The organism is Streptococcus sp. 27098_8_51 (genome assembly GCF_041432205.1).
GTDB lineage: Bacteria > Bacillota > Bacilli > Lactobacillales > Streptococcaceae > Streptococcus.
In genome coordinates, this window is the sequence record NZ_JAPVZE010000002.1 from 170,064 (window position 1) to 190,261 (window position 20,198).

12 protein-coding genes are annotated in these 20,198 nt (G+C 40.9%); 10 read left to right on the forward strand and 2 right to left on the reverse strand.

Annotation, left to right across the window (positions count from 1 at the left end):
* Nucleotides 1–124: 124 nt before the first annotated feature.
* A complete protein-coding gene (locus tag O3622_RS02885; protein WP_371606995.1) occupies nt 125–4,849 on the forward strand; it encodes a bacterial Ig-like domain-containing protein in 4,725 nt (1,574 codons plus the stop codon).
* A 118-nt stretch (nt 4,850–4,967) separates the two neighbouring features.
* Here O3622_RS02885 and O3622_RS02890 read toward each other — a convergent pair whose 3' ends face one another.
* Together O3622_RS02890 and O3622_RS02895 are read right to left on the reverse strand one after the other, a co-directional pair.
* A complete protein-coding gene (locus O3622_RS02890) occupies nt 4,968–5,336 on the reverse strand; it encodes a hypothetical protein (protein ID WP_002879744.1) in 369 nt (122 codons plus the stop codon).
* 84 nt (nt 5,337–5,420) lie between these two features.
* Entirely contained in the window at nt 5,421–6,347 is a 927-nt protein-coding gene (locus O3622_RS02895) for a YafY family protein (RefSeq protein ID WP_000764442.1), read from the reverse strand.
* 353 nt (nt 6,348–6,700) lie between these two features.
* Between O3622_RS02895 and pgk the strand changes: the two genes are divergently transcribed.
* The 9 genes from pgk (at nt 6,701) to dnaK (ending at nt 20,011) form a co-directional block, all read left to right on the forward strand.
* Nucleotides 6,701–7,900: a phosphoglycerate kinase gene (gene pgk / locus O3622_RS02900; RefSeq protein ID WP_001096770.1), complete on the forward strand. Its 1,200-nt coding sequence runs from the start codon at nt 6,701–6,703 to the stop codon at nt 7,898–7,900.
* A gap of 163 nt (nt 7,901–8,063) precedes the next feature.
* Entirely contained in the window at nt 8,064–12,707 is a 4,644-nt protein-coding gene (locus tag O3622_RS02905) for an antigen I/II family LPXTG-anchored adhesin (RefSeq protein ID WP_371606996.1), read from the forward strand.
* A 133-nt stretch (nt 12,708–12,840) separates the two neighbouring features.
* Nucleotides 12,841–13,368, forward strand: a complete 528-nt coding sequence (locus O3622_RS02910) for an aromatic acid exporter family protein (RefSeq protein ID WP_000119887.1) — start codon at nt 12,841–12,843, stop codon at nt 13,366–13,368.
* 76 nt (nt 13,369–13,444) lie between these two features.
* Entirely contained in the window at nt 13,445–13,801 is a 357-nt protein-coding gene (glnR, locus tag O3622_RS02915) for a transcriptional repressor GlnR (RefSeq protein WP_000664333.1), read from the forward strand.
* A gap of 38 nt (nt 13,802–13,839) precedes the next feature.
* A complete protein-coding gene (glnA, locus tag O3622_RS02920) occupies nt 13,840–15,186 on the forward strand; it encodes a type I glutamate--ammonia ligase (protein WP_001122885.1) in 1,347 nt (448 codons plus the stop codon).
* 296 nt (nt 15,187–15,482) lie between these two features.
* A complete protein-coding gene (locus O3622_RS02925; protein ID WP_371606997.1) occupies nt 15,483–16,070 on the forward strand; it encodes a TlpA family protein disulfide reductase in 588 nt (195 codons plus the stop codon).
* Nucleotides 16,071–16,355: 285 nt separating this feature from the next.
* Nucleotides 16,356–17,390 carry a heat-inducible transcriptional repressor HrcA gene (hrcA, locus tag O3622_RS02930; RefSeq protein WP_371606998.1) on the forward strand — a complete coding sequence of 345 codons (1,035 nt, stop codon included), beginning with the start codon at nt 16,356–16,358 and terminating at the stop codon, nt 17,388–17,390.
* 26 nt (nt 17,391–17,416) lie between these two features.
* Nucleotides 17,417–17,932: a nucleotide exchange factor GrpE gene (grpE, locus tag O3622_RS02935; protein WP_049519837.1), complete on the forward strand. Its 516-nt coding sequence runs from the start codon at nt 17,417–17,419 to the stop codon at nt 17,930–17,932.
* A 255-nt stretch (nt 17,933–18,187) separates the two neighbouring features.
* Entirely contained in the window at nt 18,188–20,011 is a 1,824-nt protein-coding gene (gene dnaK, locus O3622_RS02940; RefSeq protein WP_000034683.1) for a molecular chaperone DnaK, read from the forward strand.
* Nucleotides 20,012–20,198: the final 187 nt, after the last annotated feature.

Sequence of the window (20,198 nt, forward strand, 5' to 3'; positions counted from 1 at the left end):
TAGATTGACATCGCTTTCATATAGGATAAAATGAAGATGATTCTGTTCTGGTAGTGTGCACTGAGAACAGTTACTTTTTATCAAAAAGTAAAGCGCTTACTTTATATTTTATTAGGAGGATAAGATGAAAAATCTATTTTTTGAAAAACGTTGCCGTTACAGTATTCGTAAGCTGTCAATCGGGGCTTGTTCCTTGATGATTGGTTCAGCTCTATTTGTGAGTCCAGCTCTTGCCGAACAAGTCGCAGTCCCTGAAACAGCTGCAAATACGAGCGCTAAAGCGACAAGTACTAGTGAGACAACTAATCCAGATACTGCAGCTCTCGAAAAACAATTAGAGGAAACTGAAAACAAAGTAGCTGAGCAACCAATTTCAGAAAACACTCCAGCAATAACGGATCTGGTTAATGAAAAAGAAGAAGCGAAGCCAGCTCTGACAGATAAAACTGAAAAACCTGCTCAACCAACTGAAAAAGAAGAAGTCAAACCAGCGGAAGCTCCTCAAGTGACTGAGAAGAAAGCCGACAAACCGACTCTAGCAGACGTTCCTAAAAATGAAGAAAAGAGTCTCCGACCAAAAGAAATCAAATTTGATACTTGGGAGGATTTGTTGAAATGGGAACCGGGTGCGCGTGAGGATGATCCCATTAACCGTTCATCAGTTGAACTCGCCAAGCGCCATAGAGGCCAGTTGGTTAATGAAAAAGCAAGCAGAAGAGCCAAGGTTCAAGCTCTAGCAAATACCAACTCAAAAGCTAAAGACCACGCTTCTGTCGGTGGTGAGGAATTCAAGGCCTACGCTTTTGATTACTGGCAATACTTGGATTCAATGGTCTTCTGGGAAGGTCTAGTTCCAACTCCAGATGTCATTGATGCCGGTCACCGCAACGGAGTTCCCGTTTATGGAACACTCTTTTTCAACTGGTCAAATAGCATTGCCGACCAAGAGAAATTTGCAGCTGCCTTGAAACAAGATGCAGATGGCACCTTCCCTATCGCACGGAAACTTGTCGATCTTGCTAAGTACTATGGATTTGATGGATATTTCATTAATCAGGAAACAACGGGGGAATTGGTAGCACCTCTTGGTGAAAAAATGCGCCAATTCATGCTCTATACAAAAGAATATGCAGCTAAGGTCAACCACCCAATCAAGTATGCTTGGTACGATGCCATGACCTACAAATATGGTCGTTACCACGAAGATGGTCTAGGTGATTACAACTACCAGTTCATGCAAAAAGAAGGAGACAAAGTCCCTGCAGATCAATTTTTTGCCAATTTCAACTGGAACAAGGAAAAGAATGACCACTCCGTAGAGATGGCAAAATGGCTAGAACGTAGCCAGTATGATGTCTTTGCAGGCTTGGAATTGCAACAAGGTGGCTCTTATAAGACCAAAGTCAAATGGGATGCCCTCTTAGATGAAAAAGGCAAGTTGCGTTTGTCACTTGGACTTTTTGCACCAGATACGATTACCAGTCTAGGAAAAACAGGCGAAGACTACCACAAGAACGAAGATATCTTCTTCACAGGCTACCAAGGAGATCCAACGGCTCAAAAACCAGCTGACAAAGAGTGGTATGGGATTGCCAATTTAGTTGCTGACCGCACACCAGCAGTTGGCCGAACCTTCACGACCTCTTTTAATACAGGCCATGGTAGAAAGTGGTTTGTAGACGGTAAAGTTTCTAAGGATTCTGAGTGGAACTACCGTTCGGTTTCAGGTGTCTTGCCAACATGGCGCTGGTGGCAGACTTCAACGGGGGAAAAACTTCGTGCAGAATATGACTTTACAGATGCCTATAATGGAGGAAACTCCCTTAAATTCTCAGGCGATGTAGCTGGTAAGACGGACCAGGATGTGAATTTGTATTCTACCAAACTAGAAGTAACAGAGAAAACCAAACTTCGTGTTGCCCACAAGGGAGGAAAAGGCTCTAAAGTTTATATGGCTTTCTCTACAACACCAGACTACAAATTTGAGAATGCAGCCGCATGGAAAGAGCTAACACTTTCTGATAACTGGAAGAATGAAGAATTTGACCTTAGCTCACTAGCAGGTAAAACCATCTATGCAGTCAAACTCTTCTTCGAACATGAAGGGGCTGTAAAAGATTATCAGTTCAACCTAGGACAATTAACAATTTCGGACAATCACCAAGCACCACAAGCGCCGACGGGGCTATCTGTGGTGAAACAATCTCTTAAAAATGCCCAAGAAGCTGAAGCAGTGGTCCAGTTTGCGGGTAACCAAGATGCAGATTTCTATGAAGTCTACGAAAAAGATGGAGATAACTGGCGTTTGTTGACAGGATCATCTGCTTCAACCATCTACTTGCCAAAAGTTAGCCGTTCTGCTAATGCGACTGGTACGACTCAGGAACTGAAAGTCGTTGCAGTTGGTAAAAATGGCCTCCGTTCTGAAGCGGCGACGGCATCCTTTAACTGGGGGATGACAGTTCAGGATACAACTCTCCCAAGACCTTTGGCTGAAAATATTGTTCCAGGGGCAACGGTTATTGGTAGCACTTTCCCAAATACTGAAGGTGGAGAAGGCATTGAAGGTATGTTGAACGGTACCATTACTAGCTTGTCAGATAAGTGGTCTTCAGCTCAGTTGAGCGGTAGTGTGGATATTCGCTTGACCAAGCCACGCCGTGTTGTTAGATGGGTCATGGATCATGCGGGAGCTGGTGGAGAATCCGTAAACGACGGTTTGATGAACACCAAAGATTTTGACCTTTATTATAAAGATGCAGATGGTGAATGGAAGTTAGCTAAGGAAGTCCGTGGCAATAGAGCGCACGTTACGGATATCACTCTTGACAAACCAATCACAGCTCAAGACTGGCGCCTAAAAGTTATCACTTCAGATAACGGAACACCTTGGAAAGCCATTCGTATCTACAACTGGAAGATGTACGAAACACTAGATACAGAAAGTCAAAATATTCCAATGACTAAGGTAGCTGCCCGTTCACTTGGAAACCATCAAGTTCAACTAGGCTTCTCTGATGTTCCAGCGGGTGCAACTATCACCGTTTACGACAAGGCAGATTCACAAACACCGATTGCAACCTTGAAGTCTGAAACTGGAGGCGACTTGGCAACAGCACCATTGGGCTTTGACAAGCAACCAACTCTCCTCTACTATCGTACCCAACTATCTGGTAAAGAAATCAGTAACACATTGGCAGTAGCGATTCCGCAGGATGAAAGAAAAATTGCTGCAGTTAGCCTTGAAAAAGGGCCTAAGAAGACAGTTTACAAAGAGGGAGAAAAACTTGACCTCAGAGGCGGAACCCTCCGTGTTCAGTACGAAGGGGGACAAGCTGATGAGCTGATTAACCTTACTCACTCAGGTGTGACAGTATCTGGCTACGACGCTCATCAAAAAGGGGAACAAAAGCTCACAGTTAGCTATCTTGGACTTCCAGTAAGCGGTGATTTGAAGGTACAAGTGACTGGTCAAGATGAAGGAAAACCAAAGGAAGTAGCAGGTCTGTACATTGCTCAGAAACCGAAAACGGACTATCTAGTAGGAGAGCAACTGGATCTTGCAGAAGGGCGCTTCGGCGTTCTCTATGATAATGAGACAGAAGAAAGTCATGCCTTCACAGATCAAGGTGTTGAAATTACGGGCTACGATGCTCAAAAGACTGGTCGTCAGACCTTGACCTTGCATTACAAGGGACACACAGCTGAGTTTGATGTCTTGGTTTCTCCAAAAGCAGCTGTCAACGATGAATACCTCAAACAAGAAATCACTGCTGCCCAAGGTCGCCAGTCAACCCTTGCCTATACCTTCTCAAGTGAGGACAAACAAGCAGCACTAGTAGAGAAGCTCAATGCAGCGAAAGCTGTAGCAGAAAACCACAATGCTAGTCAAGAAGAAGTCAACCGGGCTTTGAATGAGTTGAAACAAGCAGGGACAGACCTAGATGGAAATCAACGTTATCAGACTGCTAGAGAAGAATTGGAAGGTTTGCTCGAATCCCTTCGTGAAAAAGATTCTCAAGCTGAGTTGATTGCCCAAGCAGAAACTTTGTTGGCTTCAGAGATGCCAACTCCACAAGCTTTTGCGGAAATGAAAGAAAAGCTAAATAAGAAACTAGCTCCTGCAGAAGAAAGTCACCATGTTGGAAGTATGGATCCAAATGAAGTGGCTCCAACGGTTGAGGCCCTCCCTGAACTAGTTATTGAAACTGAAACAACAGCCTTTGAACGTCAGGAGCGACCAAACTCCGAACTTCTCAAAGGACAACGCCGTATTGTGCAAGCTGGAGTTGAAGGTCAAGTCCGTCGCTTTGTAGAAGTAGATAGCCAAGGCAAACGCACTCTTCGTTCGACTGAGGTAGTCAAGGAAGCAATCCCAGAAATCACCGAAGTTGGAACAAAAGTTCTATCAAGCAACCAACCAGCTGAAGGTGTGAAAGATTTAGTTCTAGAAACTCCGAAACTGGAAATTGAAGAGGGGACAGTTTCCTTCGAACGTCAGGAACGACCAAATGCAGCCCTTCTCAAAGGACAACGCCAGCTAGTTCAAGCAGGAGTTGAAGGCCAAGTTCGTCGCTTTGTAGAAGTTGATGCTCAGGGCAAACGCACCCTTCATTCTACTGAGGTTCTCAAGGAAGCTCTTCCAGAAATTGTTGAAGTAGGAACGAAAGAGGATCAAGTCTCACAAACAAGGGATCAAGCTCTTTCAGCAACACCAGCAAAAGTTGAAGAAGTAAGTAAAGAGCTGCCAAATACGGGAGCGACAAGAGATGCTAGTCTAGTAGCGCTGGGACTTCTCGGAGTAATGAGTGGCTACGGCTTGCTCTCTAAAAAGAGGAGAGAAGACTAATCAGATTTACGAATCTTGGATTTTCTCATAAAAATAAAAAAACAAGGTTTGACTGTAGATTAGTTAGACCTTGTTTTTAGTTTTGAAATTGAAGAGTAAATTTGAAGCTAGATTTTTGTTATTCAATTCCTTGGATAAATTTTTGGAAACGATAGGTGTCGAAATAAATATTGGATGCAACTAATTTATCAAATTCATCGAATTTCAGAAATTCTGCGACATCCAGTTCAAGTTCTTTTCCTTGAGGAGAATGTAGACGGTAGCGATTTAAAGCTGAGACTGCTCGACCATCAACAAGTAATTGCTTCACTTCAAGATGCTGGCTTAAAGCATAGAATTGGCCTGCGCCTTGCAAATAAACATCACGTCCTTGTCGAATTTCTATACTATCGCACATGCCATAATCAAAGTTTTCAGCTACGAAATCTTCCCAGCCTCCCTCATTTACTGCCGTAAAATAGCTTTCTGCAAGTGTTTTTGTATCCATTTGGAACCTCCTGTAAAATAATTGGGCTATGATGAATATCACGAAATATTTTGCCCACTTAAGAGTATACAAAAGGAAATATGACTACAGGTTGTCATATTGCTGAAGATTTTTTTTGAGAGTACTGACCAGTAGATTTTGTAAGTGACTTGGGGATACGACCTTTACTTGATAACCAAAACTTAATAGTAAATCAAAAAATGAAGGAGTTAAAGCTCTAAATGCCTGAACTTTTATTATTTCGTCCTCGACTCTGATTTCTTCTTCCGTGAAGTGATCGTAGATTTTTGGAAGTGCAAATCTTGTAAAAACTAGTTCGATTTCTTCTCTTTGCCCCTCCACTTTATGTTTTGGGGGATTTAAAAAAAGCTCTAACATTTCTTGAGATAAACGTGGATAATCGAATGATTTATCTTTTATCTCCACTGGTTCTAGTTCTCGAATTCGAGTTAATTTAAAAATACGAAAATCTAATTTTTCTAAGCAGTAACCGATAACATACCAAGCATTCAGTTTATAGATCAATCTGTATGGGATAATTGTTCGCTGACTTTTCTCTTGTTTTTTCGAATAGTAAGAAAAAGAAATCATCTGTTTAGATTGTATCGCTTCCTCAATGTCTAGTAAATAATTTGTATTAAGAGTCCAGGAACTGAGATCAAAGTAAAAAGGACTGTTTGCTCTTGTAATTTCTTGAGAAGACAGCTTGTGTTCGATACTGTCAAGACTTGAATGGCCAACGATTTTACTAACATTTTGGCTCATATTAATGATAAACTGTCTCTCTTCCTCAGTGAAAAAGTTTCTGTCTATCTTATAGTCGCTCGGTATATAGAAACCTCCCTTATCTCCACGTTCCGAATAGATTGGGATCCCCGCTAAACTGAGTGTATCCATGTCTCTATATACAGTTCGAGTAGATATTTCAAACCTCTCTGCGATCTCTTTAGCTGTTATTCTCTTCTTATTCAAAAGAGACAGTAAAATATAGATTAGTCTTTCTAATTTCATCGTAGCAATTCCCCTTCTTTTAATCTCAAATAGCACAAACTGAAGAAATTATTTTAGTTATATTGTATAATAAGAAACCCAGCAATTCAAAAAGAAGGACTGTAGAGTTTAGAATATTAAGGATTAAAATCTTAGAAAAAGGATAGTGTAGAAGTAATTAGGCAGATCAATCAAGAAATTCGCCTAAAATATTCCAACCGAATTATGTGAAGATTACTATTTCCCGCACTGCAATCCTAGGTTTTTAGGTTAATAGATAGAAGAATGAACAAGAAAAGTTTAGGGTTTTTCTATCTCTTTTGCGGATTTTGTGATATAATTAACACGTATAAAAAAAGAAGGAGTCATATCTAATGGCAAAATTGACTGTTAAAGACGTTGACTTGAAAGGGAAAAAAGTTCTCGTTCGTGTTGACTTCAACGTACCTGTTAAAGATGGCGTGATTACCAATGACAACCGTATCACTGCAGCTCTTCCAACTATCAAGTACATCCTTGAACAAGGTGGACGTGCAATCCTCTTCTCTCACCTTGGACGTGTAAAAGAAGAAGCAGACAAAGAAGGTAAATCACTTGCTCCTGTAGCTGCTGACTTGGCTGCTAAATTGGGACAAGAAGTTAAATTTATCCCAGGTGTTACACGTGGTGCTGAATTGGAAGCCGCTGTTAACGCTCTTGAAGATGGACAAGTTCTCTTGGTTGAAAACACTCGTTTCGAAGATGTTGACGGCAAGAAAGAATCTAAAAACGATCCTGAACTTGGTAAATACTGGGCATCTCTTGGAGATGGTATCTTCGTAAACGATGCATTCGGTACAGCTCACCGCGCACACGCATCTAACGTCGGTATCTCAGCAAACGTTGAAAAAGCAGTTGCTGGTTTCCTTCTTGAAAACGAAATTGCTTACATCCAAGAAGCAGTTGAAGCTCCAGAACGTCCATTCGTGGCTATCCTTGGTGGTTCAAAAGTTTCAGACAAGATCGGTGTTATCGAAAACTTGCTTGAAAAAGCTGATAAAGTCCTTATCGGTGGTGGTATGACTTACACATTCTACAAAGCTCAAGGTATCGAAATCGGTAACTCACTTGTAGAAGAAGACAAATTGGATGTTGCTAAAGCTCTACTTGAAAAAGCAAACGGCAAATTGATCTTGCCAGTTGACTCAAAAGAAGCAAACGCATTTGCTGACTACACTGAAGTAAAAGACACTGAAGGTGAAGCAGTTGATCCAGGTTTCCTTGGTTTGGATATCGGTCCTAAATCTATCGCTAAATTCGACGAAGCTTTGACTGGTGCGAAAACAGTTGTATGGAACGGACCTATGGGTGTATTTGAAAACCCTGACTTCCAAGCTGGAACAATCGGTGTCATGGACGCTATTGTGAAACAACCAGGTGTGAAATCAATCATCGGTGGTGGTGACTCAGCTGCTGCAGCCATCAACCTTGGTCGTGCAGACAAGTTCTCATGGATCTCTACTGGTGGTGGAGCATCAATGGAACTTCTTGAAGGTAAAGTATTGCCAGGACTTGCAGCATTGACTGAAAAATAAATAGTTAACCAAAAGAAGATGGTGTGACCATCTTCTTTTTAATTTAATTTATAAATATGTGGAATTTTTCTATAAATAAAAAAAGAGTAAATATTTGCATCCTGCCTTGTAAAGTGCTAGTATAAAAAGTAACGACTAAATTTAGATAAGGAAAAGGATTATAATGAAAAATAAAAAAGAAGTCTATGGATTTCGTAAAAGCAAAGTTGCGAAAACGTTGTGTGGTGCTGTTTTAGGAACTGCTTTGATTGCTTTTGCAGACAAAGCAGTATTTGCTGATGAAGTTACAGAGACAACTAGTACAAGTACAGTTGAGGTAGCTACTACAGGAAACCCAGCTACAAATCTACCTGAAGCTCAGGGGGAAATGAGCCAAGTTGCCAAAGAAAGCCAAGCTAAGGCTGGTTCTAAAGACTCAGCTTTGCCAGTAGAAGTATCATCAGCTGATTTGGATAAAGCAGTTGCTGATGCAAAATCTGCAGGAGTTAAGGTAGTTCAAGATGAAACAAAAGACAAAGGAACTGCCACAACTGCTACAGAGAATGCTCAAAAACAAGATGAGATTAAAAGCGACTATGCTAAACAGGCTGAAGAAGTAAAGACAACAACTGAAGCATATAAAAAAGAAGTTGCAGCTCATCAGGCTGAAACAGATAAAGTCAATGCTGAAAACAAAGCAGCGGATGACAAGTATCAAAAAGATCTAAAAAGTCATCAAGAAGAAGTTGAAAAAATCAACACTGCCAATGCAACAGCTAAAGCAGAATATGAGGCTAAGCTAGCACAATATCAAAAAGATTTAGCAACTGTCAAAAAAGCAAATGAAGATAGTCAACAGGATTATCAAAATAAACTTTCAGCTTACCAGACAGAATTAGCTCGAGTACAAAAAGCTAATGCTGAAGCTAAAGAGGCTTATGATAAAGTAGTAAAAGAAAACACAGCTAAAAACGAAGCGCTTAAAGCTGAAAATGAAGCGATTAAACAGCGTAATGAAACTGCAAAAGCGAATTATGAAGCAGCGATGAAGCAGTATGAAGCAGACCTTGCAGCTATTAAGAAAGCTAAAGAGGATAATGATGCTGATTATCAAGCTAAATTAGCAGCTTATCAAACAGAATTGGCACGTGTTCAAAAGGCTAATTCTGATGCAAAAGTAGCCTATGAAAAAGCTGTTGAAGAAAACACAGCTAAAAACAATGCTATCCAAGCTGAAAATGAAGCTATTAAACAACGAAATGAAACAGCCAAGGCAACTTATGAGGCTAAAATAGCACAATACGAAAAAGACTTGGCAGCAGTCAAACAAGCGAATGCAGCTAACGAAACAGACTACCAAACTAAGTTAGCGGCTTATCAGACGGAATTAGCTCGCGTTCAAAAAGCTAATGCTGATGCTAAAGCAGCTTATGAGAAGGCTGTTGAAGACAATAAGGCAAAAAATGCAGCGCTCCAAGCTGAAAACGAAGAAATCAAGCAACGGAATGCCGCGGCTAAAACTGACTATGAAGCAAAATTAGCTAAATATGAAGCTGATCTTGCCAAATATAAGAAAGAGTTGGCTGAGTATCCGGCTAAGTTGCAGGCTTATGAAGCTGAGCAGGCCAAAATTAAGGCAGCTATGGCTTTAGCAGAATCAAAGAAGAATGAAGATGGAAACTTGAGTCGCCCAAGTGCTCAAAGTTTGATTTTCAAATCGGAGCCTAATGCTGAACTTTCATTGACTACAACTGGTGAATTTGTTAGCTATACTGGCATGGAAGCAGCTGTGAAGAATACTGCAGAATTTGCCAATAAACTCTTCCAGTTGGATAACTTTAAAGTAACAGACATTCAAAATGCTAACTACCAGACAAACAAACAGGAAAGCTTTGGTACAGTCGGTAAGTATTCTGAGTACAATTCAAATGTAACAAGTGGTAAGGGACCAACTGAATGGTCTTCAGTCCTGCTGAAACGAGGTCAGTCTGCAACAGCAACTTATACGAATCTTCAGGGGACTTACTATCAAGGGAAAAAAGTTTCTAAAATCGTCTATACTTATACTCTTGATCCTAGTTCCAAGTTCCGCAATGATAAGGCTTGGTTGGGAATTTTTAAAGACCCAACGATGGGGGTTTTCGCTTCGGCTTATACTGGTAATACAGAAGATGCTACCTCTCTCTTCGTTAAGACTGAGTTTCAATTCTATGATGAAGATGGTCAAATTATTAATTTTGACAAGGCCTTGATGTCTGTAGCGTCTCTTAACCGCGAAGCAAACTCAATCGAGATGGCTAAAGATTATACTGGGAATTTCATCAAAATTTCGGGTTCTTCAGTTGGTGAAAAGAACGGCCAAATTTATGCGACAGAATCTGAAAACTTCAAAAAAGGAGTTGGTGGTTCCCGCTTCACCATGTATAAGAATAGTCAACCAGATTCTGGTTGGGATAATGCAGATGCACCAAACTCTTGGTATGGTGCGGGAGCAGTGGAAATCTCAGGTCCTTCAAATAGTATGACTATCGGAACAATTTCGTCTTCAGAAGTGTTGGGACAGCCTGCAGCGAATGATCCACGTAGAGCAGAGAAATTATCTCCCAAAAAGCCAAATATTTGGTTTGCGATTAACGGAAATGTTCGAGCAACTAATTTGCCAACCATCACATTAGAAAAACCAACTCCGCCAGTAGAACCAACTGCACCACAAGCTCCTACTTATGAGACAGAGAAACCATTGGAACCAGCTCCAGTAGCACCAAGCTACGAAAATGAGCCAACACCACCGGTAAAAACTCCAGATCAACCAGAGCCATCAAAACCAGAAGAGCCAACATATGAGACAGAGAAACCATTGGAACCAGCTCCAGTAGCACCAAGCTACGAAAATGAGCCAACACCACCGGTAAAAACTCCAGATCAACCGGAGCCATCAAAACCAGAAGAGCCAACATATGAGACAGAGAAACCATTGGAACCAGCTCCAGTAGCACCAAGCTATGAAAATGAGCCAACTCCACCGGTAAAAACTCCAGATCAACCAGAGCCATCAAAACCAGAAGAGCCAAATTATGATCCATTGCCAACTCCGCCGGTAGCACCAACTCCTAAGCAGTTGCCAACACCACCAGCGGTGCCAACAGTTAACTTCCATTACAATCGTCTTTTTGCACAACCTCAGATTAATAAAGAAATTAAAAATGAGGATGGAGTAGATATCGATCGTACTCTAGTTGCTAAGCAGTCTGTAGTGAAGTTTGAGTTGAAAACAGAAGCGTTGACAGCTGGTCGTCCAAAAACAACTTCGTTTGTATTGGTAGATCCACTTCCAACTGGCTATCAGTTTGATTTGAAAGCGACTAAGGCTGCAAGCAAAGGTTTTGAAACAAGCTATGACAAAGCTAGTCACACTGTAACCTTTAAGGCTACTGAGGAGACCTTGGCTGCTTTCAATGCAGATTTGACAAAATCCTTTGAGACTCTATATCCAACTGTTGTTGGTCGTGTCTTGAATGATGGGGCGACTTATACAAATAACTTTACCTTGACAGTCAACGATGCCTACGGTGTCAAGTCAAATATTGTTCGTGTAACGACTCCAGGTAAACCAAATGATCCTGACAATCCAAATAACAACTACATCAAGCCTTTGAAAGTTAACAAGAACAAGCAAGGTGTGAATATTGATGGCAAAGAAGTTCTAGCTGGTTCAACGAACTACTATGAACTCACATGGGATTTGGACCAATACAAGGGAGATAAATCTTCTAAAGAAGCGATTCAAAATGGTTTCTACTATGTGGATGATTATCCAGAAGAAGCCTTAACCCTTCAACCAGAATTGGTTAAGATTCGTGATCTAGAAGGCAACCTTGTATCAGGTATCAGTGTTCAACAATTTGATAGTTTAGAAGCTGCGCCTAAGAAGGTTCAAGAGCTGTTGAAGAAAGCCAACATCACTGTTAAAGGTGCTTTCCAACTCTTCTCAGCTGATAATCCAGCTGAATTCTACAAGAACTATGTAGCAGCAGGAAAATCATTGCTCATCACAGATCCGATGACAGTTAAACCTGAATTTGGGCAAACGGGTGGTAAGTACGAAAACAAAGCCTACCAAATTGATTTTGGAAATGGCTATGCTACAGAAGTAGTTGTCAACAACGTACCGAAAATCACACCGAAAAAAGATGTGACAATCAGTATGGATCCAAGCAGTGACAATATTGATGGCCAAACTATTCCGTTGAACCAGTACTTCAATTATCGTTTAATCGGTGGTTTGATTCCACAAAATCATTCTGAGGACTTGAATGACTATAGTTTTGTAGATGATTATGACCAAAAAGGTGATCAATACACTGGAAATTATAAAGTTCTTGCCAAGGTTGATATCCGATTGAAAGACGGTCGTGTTATTAAGGCAGGGACAGACTTAACAGCTGAAACACAGGTTGAACATGATCAAGATAAGGGAATGATTACCATTCGCTTCAAGGAAGAATTCCTTCAAGAGATTCAGTTGGATTCTCCATTCCAGGCTGAGACTTATATTCAAATGAAACGAATTGCTGTCGGAACCTTTGAAAATACCTATGTAAATACTGTGAACAAAGTTGCTTATGCTTCAAATACAGTTCGTACGACAACGCCAGAACCTAAGAAACCAGAGGAGCCAACAACTCCTACTCCAAATCCAAAAGGAAACCCTACTCTACCTCAAACAGGTACAAATGATTCAAGCTACATGCCATATCTTGGTCTAGCAGCTTTAGTAGGAGTTTTAGGACTTGGTCAGTTGAAACGTAAAGAAGACGAAAGCAACTAAGCTCTAAAAGTTAAATAGAAAAGAGGAACTCTGTTTCCTCTTTTTTATAGCCAAAAATTAAAAACGCTTCCTATTGATTTTGGCTCATAAAATCAACTAATTTATGTTAAAATGGTAGTAGAAAGTTGAGATTATGAGTTATTTTAAAAAATATAAGTTTGATAAGTCACAGTTCAAGCTTGGTATGCGAACCTTCAAAACAGGGATTGCCGTATTTATAGTTCTCTTGATTTTTGGTTTTTTTGGCTGGAAGGGGCTTCAAATCGGAGCGTTGACAGCGGTCTTCAGTTTACGAGAGAGCTTTGATAAGAGCGTCCATTTTGGAACTTCGCGTATCTTAGGAAATAGCATTGGCGGTTTTTACGCCCTTGTCTTTTTCCTCTTAAATACTTTATTTCATGGAGCCTTTTGGGTAACCTTACTAGTTGTTCCGATTTGCACCATGTTAACCATTATGACAAATGTTGCCATGAACAACAAGGCAGGAGTTATCGGTGGTGTAGCGGCTATGTTGATTATTACCCTATCAATACCAAGCGGAGAAACATTTTTGTACGTGTTTGCACGCGTATTTGAAACATTTATGGGAGTTTTTGTCGCAATCCTTGTAAATTATGATATTGAGCAACTGAAACTCTTTTGGGAGAAAAAAAGAAAATAATGTTACATTTTATGACATTATTCGTTGACGTTTATCTTTTTTTAGACTATAATAGACAGGAAGAAGGAAATTGTAAATGAAGGAAAGAGAATTTCGCCGAAATATGGCTGTTTTTCCTATCGGCAGTGTTATGAAGTTGACCGATCTCTCGGCGCGTCAGATTCGTTATTATGAAGATCAAGAGTTGATCAAACCTGATCGAAACGAAGGTAACCGTCGCATGTATTCGTTGAATGACATGGATCGTCTGCTTGAAATCAAAGATTATATCTCTGAAGGTCATAATATTGCTGCGATTAAGAAAAAATATGCTGAACGCGAGGCGAAGTCCAAGAAAGCCGTGAGTCAGACGGAAGTGCGTCGTGCACTCCACAATGAACTCCTCCAGCAGGGGCGCTTTGCTTCAGTACGTTCACCCTTTGGTCGCGGTTAGGCAATCGCAAGTAGTCATATATATTAAGGAGAAAACCCATGCCAATCACAGCTGCAGATATTCGTCGTGAAGTCAAGGAAAAAAATGTTACCTTTATCCGTCTCATGTTTTCAGATATTCTGGGAACCATGAAAAACGTCGAAATTCCTGCTACAGATGAACAGTTAGATAAGGTCTTGTCAAACAAAGCCATGTTTGATGGCTCTTCTATTGAAGGTTTTGTACGTATCAATGAGTCAGATATGTACTTGTACCCAGACTTGGATACATGGACAGTCTTCCCTTGGGGAGATGAAAATGGAAGTGTTGCAGGTTTGATCTGTGATGTCTATACAACAGAAGGAGAACCATTTGCAGGTGACCCACGTGGTAATCTGAAGCGTGCACTTCGTCATATGGAAGAAGTAGGATTCAAATCTTTCAACCTTGGTCCAGAACCAGAATTCTTCCTATTTAAGTTGGATGAAAATGGGGATCCGACTCTTGAAGTAAATGACAAGGGTGGTTACTTCGACTTGGCCCCTACTGATCTTGCAGACAATACACGTCGTGAAATCGTGAATGTCTTGACCAAAATGGGATTTGAAGTAGAAGCGAGTCACCACGAGGTTGCGGTTGGACAACATGAAATTGACTTCAAGTATGATGAAGTCCTTCGTGCCTGTGACAAGATTCAAATCTTTAAGCTCGTAGTAAAAACCATTGCTCGTAAACACGGTTTGTACGCAACCTTTATGGCAAAACCAAAATTTGGTATTGCTGGATCAGGTATGCACTGTAATATGTCCTTGTTTGATGCAGAAGGAAATAATGCCTTCTTTGATCCAAATGATCCAAAAGGAATGCAGTTGTCTGAAACGGCCTACCATTTCCTTGGTGGTTTGATCAAGCATGCCTACAACTATACTGCTATCATGAACCCAACAGTTAACTCATACAAACGTTTGGTTCCAGGTTATGAAGCACCTGTTTACATTGCTTGGGCTGGTCGTAACCGTTCGCCACTTGTGCGCGTACCAGCTTCACGTGGTATGGGAACTCGTCTTGAGTTGCGTTCAGTGGACCCAATGGCAAACCCATACATCGCTATGGCGGTTCTTTTGGAAGTTGGTTTGCATGGTATTGAAAACAAAATCGAAGCACCAGCTCCTATCGAAGAAAATATCTACATCATGACAGCAGAAGAGCGTAAGGAAGCTGGAATCACTGATCTTCCATCAACTCTTCATAACGCCTTGAAAGCTTTGACAGAAGATGAAGTGGTCAAGGCAGCCCTAGGTGAACACATCTACACTAGTTTCCTTGAAGCCAAACGTATCGAGTGGGCTAGCTATGCGACCTTTGTTTCACAATGGGAAGTTGATAATTATTTAGATCTTTACTAATATAGAAGAAAGATTGCCTGAGGGTGATCTTTTTTGCTTATTAAACATGTATTAAGAAATTCAAGGTGGGATTCCAATGTTATATACGAGTTAGCCAGGATTTAAAGGGCTCTTTGCTTAATTTGTGATATCACAACTAGACTTGATGGCAAGAAATTAATTGAAATTTTACCTATCAAATGGTAGAATGTTTTTTGGTTAGAGTCAGTTAGAAAATAGGAAGTTTAAGTTGATGTCCTAATTTTATCTCTAAGCTATTTGGTTCTAAAATATGGAATAAGTGAAAAGGATAAAGAATGAAAAAAGACAAGCGTTGGTTTACAGTTCTTATAGTAGGGATTTTGGTTCTCGTGGGCCTTGGTATTTTTTACTATGCCAACCAAGGTAAAATAGGGCGGGGAGATGCAAATCAATCTCAAGCATCGTCCACAAGTAAGTCGGGAAATAGCGCGCTTGAACTAAATGATCAACAACTACCTGATTTTAAGTTAACATCACCTGATGGGCGAGAACTTTCAATTTCTAGTTTTTCTGACAAACCTTTTCTAATAGTGGAATGGGCTAGTTGGTGTCCTGATTGTCGAAATCAACTACCTATCATCCAAAAAATGTACGAAAAATATGGAAATCAGGTGCATTTTGTATTGATAAATTTGATTGAGCCAGACAAGGAAACTACAGAAACTGCTGACCGCTATATTTCTCAAGGTGAGTATACATTCCCTTACTATTACGATATGGATCAGTCTGCTGCGGATGCACTTCAAGTACAAACGATTCCAAGTACGTATGTTGTTGACAAACAAGGTCAAATCAAGAAAGTGCTTGTCAAACATACTTCTGAAGATGTTTTGGAGAAAGAATTAAAAGAATTATTGCAATAACACTGGTATAGGATTTCAGTTAGGCAAGAAATAGAAAGCATTTCTTGTCTTTTTAAGTCCTCTTTTTTCTGGCGGTAAGCAATCTTTCAAGCTGGGAAGTGGAGTTGAATGTAGATGAGAAGTAAGTTTCTAGGTCTTCAGACTGATTTTTAGCACTCTTGGTAAAAGAGTGCTAATTTTTTGAGTTTTTGTCTTGACATTCTCTTCTAAGGGTGTATAATAGAATCATGAGTTAGCACTTGGGTACATAGAGTGCTAATCGATTGGACAGAGAGGAGTGATGAGATGGTTACAGAGCGTCAGCAGGATATTTTAAATCTGATTATTGACATCTTTACCAAAACGCACGAACCTGTCGGATCCAAGGCGCTACAAGAGTCTATCAATTCTAGTAGTGCTACCATTCGTAATGACATGGCAGCGCTAGAGAAGCAGGGTTTGCTTGAGAAGGCTCATACCTCAAGCGGTCGGATGCCAAGTGTCGCGGGATTTCAGTACTATGTGAAACACTCGCTTGCTTTTGATAGACTGGCTGAAAATGAGGTATACGAGATTGTCAAAGCCTTTGATCAGGAGTTCTTCAAACTGGAGGATATTCTGCAAGAGGCTGCTAATCTACTGACAGACCTGAGCGGCTGTACGGTAGTAGCACTGGATGTTGAGCCGAGCAGGCAACGGTTGACAGCCTTTGATATTGTTGTCTTGGGGCAACATACAGCCTTGGCAGTATTTACCCTAGACGAGTCCCGAACGGTTACCAGTCAATTTCTGATTCCAAGGAACTTCTTGCAGGAAGATTTGCTGAAACTGAAGGCAATCATTCAGGAACGTTTCCTCGGTCATACCGTTCTAGATATTCATTACAAGATTCGGACGGAGATTCCGCAGATTATCCAGCGTTACTTTACAACCACGGACAATGTCATGGATCTCTTTGAACACATTTTTAAAGAAATGTTCAACGAAAACATTGTGGTATCGGGCAAAGTCAATCTCTTGAATTTTGCCAATCTAGCAGCCTATCAGTTCTTTGACCAACCGCAAAAGGTGGCTTTGGAGATTCGTGAAGGTCTGCATGAAGATCAGATGCAAAATGTCCGTGTTGCGGACAGTCAGGAATCCTGTCTAGCTGATTTGGCGGTGATTAGCAGTAAGTTCCTTATTCCTTATCGAGGTTTTGGAATTCTAGCGATTATCGGTCCGGTCAATCTGGATTACCAGCAATTGGTCAACCAAGTCAATGTGGTCAATCGTGTTTTGACCATGAAGTTGACAGATTTTTATCGCTACCTCAGCAGTAATCATTATGAAGTAAATTAATTTTGAAATCATTAAAGGAGGCGAACATGGCCCGAGATAAAAAAAACGAAGAAATGAAAGAAGAGGAAGTTGTGGAAACAACTGAAGAAACAACTCCTGAGAAGTCTGAGTTGGACTTGGCAAATGAACGTGCGGATGAGTTCGAAAACAAATACCTTCGCGCTCATGCAGAAATGCAAAATATTCAACGCCGTGCCAATGAAGAACGTCAAAACTTGCAACGTTATCGTAGCCAAGACCTGGCAAAAGCAATCTTACCATCGCTCGACAACTTAGAACGTGCACTAGCAGTTGAAGGTTTGACTGACGATGTCAAAAAAGGATTGGAGATGGTGCAAGAGAGTTTGATTCACGCTTTGAAAGAAGAAGGAATCGAAGAAATCGCAGCTGACGGCGAATTTGACCATAACTATCACATGGCCATCCAAACTCTCCCAGCAGACGATGAACATCCAGCAGACACCATCGCTCAAGTCTTCCAAAAAGGCTACAAACTCCATGACCGCATCCTACGCCCAGCCATGGTAGTTGTCTACAATTAGGCTAGAAAACATGAAAAATCTTGTCCGAAACGACACTAAACTATGAAAGAAAGATAAGAAACGGTTCGGCTTTACCAATAGTGAGCGTAGCGAACCAAAGGCGATACTCTTCGCCGTGGCGATATTTTCGCAAACTTTGAGACCTGAGGCTCAAAGTTTAGTCAAAGAGATTGACGAAGTCAAGCTCTGACGGCGTCGCCACTTAAGAAGAGTATCAAAAAGAAAAAATAATATAAAATTTAAGGAGAAAAACACATGTCTAAAATTATCGGTATTGACTTAGGTACAACAAACTCAGCAGTTGCAGTTCTTGAAGGAACTGAAAGCAAAATCATCGCAAACCCAGAAGGAAACCGTACAACTCCATCTGTAGTATCATTCAAAAACGGCGAAATCATCGTTGGTGATGCTGCAAAACGTCAAGCAGTTACAAACCCAGATACAGTTATCTCTATCAAATCTAAGATGGGAACTTCTGAAAAAGTTTCTGCTAACGGAAAAGAGTATACTCCACAAGAAATCTCAGCTATGATCCTTCAATACTTGAAAGGTTACGCTGAAGAATACCTTGGTGAAAAAGTAACCAAAGCGGTTATTACAGTTCCAGCTTACTTCAACGATGCTCAACGTCAAGCAACTAAAGACGCTGGTAAAATCGCTGGTCTTGAAGTAGAACGTATCGTCAACGAACCAACTGCAGCAGCTCTTGCTTACGGTTTGGACAAGACTGACAAAGAAGAAAAAATCTTGGTATTCGACCTTGGTGGTGGTACATTTGACGTATCTATCCTTGAATTGGGTGACGGTGTCTTCGATGTATTGTCAACTGCAGGGGACAACAAACTCGGTGGTGACGATTTTGACCAAAAAATTATCGATCACTTGGTAGCAGAATTCAAGAAAGAAAATGGTATTGACTTGTCTACTGACAAGATGGCAATGCAACGTTTGAAAGATGCAGCTGAAAAAGCTAAGAAAGACCTTTCTGGTGTAACTTCAACTCAAATCAGCTTGCCATTCATCACTGCTGGTGAAGCTGGACCTCTTCACTTGGAAATGACTTTGACTCGTGCGAAATTTGACGATTTAACTCGTGACCTTGTAGAACGTACAAAAGTTCCAGTTCGTCAAGCCCTTTCAGATGCAGGTTTGAGCTTGTCAGAAATCGACGAAGTTATCCTTGTTGGTGGTTCAACTCGTATCCCAGCCGTTGTAGAAGCTGTGAAAGCTGAGACTGGTAAAGAACCAAACAAATCAGTAAACCCTGATGAAGTTGTTGCCATGGGTGCTGCGATCCAAGGTGGTGTGATCACTGGTGATGTGAAAGACGTTGTCCTTCTTGACGTAACACCATTGTCACTCGGTATCGAAACAATGGGTGGAGTATTTACAAAACTCATCGATCGCAACACTACTATTCCAACATCTAAATCACAAGTCTTCTCAACTGCAGCAGACAACCAACCAGCCGTTGATATCCACGTTCTTCAAGGTGAACGCCCAATGGCAGCAGATAACAAGACTCTTGGACGTTTCCAATTGACAGATATCCCAGCTGCACCTCGTGGAATTCCTCAAATCGAAGTAACATTTGACATTGACAAGAACGGTATCGTATCTGTTAAGGCTAAAGATCTTGGAACTCAAAAAGAACAAACTATTGTGATCCAATCTAACTCAGGTTTGACAGACGAAGAAATCGACCGCATGATGAAAGATGCAGAAGCTAACGCTGAAGCAGATAAGAAACGTAAAGAAGAAGTAGACCTTCGTAACGAAGTAGACCAAGCAATCTTTGCGACTGAAAAGACAATCAAGGAAACTGAAGGAAAAGGCTTCGATGCAGAACGTGATGCTGCCCAAGCTGCCCTTGATGACCTTAAGAAAGCTCAAGAAGATAACAACTTGGACGAAATGAAAGCAAAACTTGAAGCATTGAATGAAAAAGCTCAAGGACTTGCTGTTAAACTCTACGAACAAGCTGCTGCAGCCCAACAAGCTCAAGCAGGAGCAGAAGGCGCACAAGCAACAGGAAACGCAGGCGATGACGTCGTAGACGGAGAATTTACGGAGAAATAAAATAGTCCAGTGGACTATTTTATCCCGAGCTTTAAAATCAGAAGAGCGAGGGCGTTAAGAATGACGAATTACTAAGGTACTTTGTCTAAATGTAATAATGATAAGAAGAAATCCAGAGGTTGCAACCCAGCCTCTGTTTTTCGATAAAAAGGGGTTGAACCTAATTTATTTGAGTTTTTCTCATTGA

Coding starts and splice junctions, on each gene's coding strand:
- O3622_RS02905 (WP_371606996.1), top strand. CDS start 8,064: ATGAAAAATAAAAAAGAAGTCTATGGATTTCGTAAAAGCAAAGTTGCG.
- O3622_RS02910 (WP_000119887.1), top strand. CDS start 12,841: ATGAGTTATTTTAAAAAATATAAGTTTGATAAGTCACAGTTCAAGCTT.
- grpE (WP_049519837.1), top strand. CDS start 17,417: ATGGCCCGAGATAAAAAAAACGAAGAAATGAAAGAAGAGGAAGTTGTG.
- dnaK (WP_000034683.1), top strand. CDS start 18,188: ATGTCTAAAATTATCGGTATTGACTTAGGTACAACAAACTCAGCAGTT.
- O3622_RS02895 (WP_000764442.1), bottom strand. CDS start 6,347: ATGAAATTAGAAAGACTAATCTATATTTTACTGTCTCTTTTGAATAAG.
- O3622_RS02885 (WP_371606995.1), top strand. CDS start 125: ATGAAAAATCTATTTTTTGAAAAACGTTGCCGTTACAGTATTCGTAAG.
- glnA (WP_001122885.1), top strand. CDS start 13,840: ATGCCAATCACAGCTGCAGATATTCGTCGTGAAGTCAAGGAAAAAAAT.
- glnR (WP_000664333.1), top strand. CDS start 13,445: ATGAAGGAAAGAGAATTTCGCCGAAATATGGCTGTTTTTCCTATCGGC.
- O3622_RS02925 (WP_371606997.1), top strand. CDS start 15,483: ATGAAAAAAGACAAGCGTTGGTTTACAGTTCTTATAGTAGGGATTTTG.
- hrcA (WP_371606998.1), top strand. CDS start 16,356: ATGGTTACAGAGCGTCAGCAGGATATTTTAAATCTGATTATTGACATC.
- pgk (WP_001096770.1), top strand. CDS start 6,701: ATGGCAAAATTGACTGTTAAAGACGTTGACTTGAAAGGGAAAAAAGTT.
- O3622_RS02890 (WP_002879744.1), bottom strand. CDS start 5,336: ATGGATACAAAAACACTTGCAGAAAGCTATTTTACGGCAGTAAATGAG.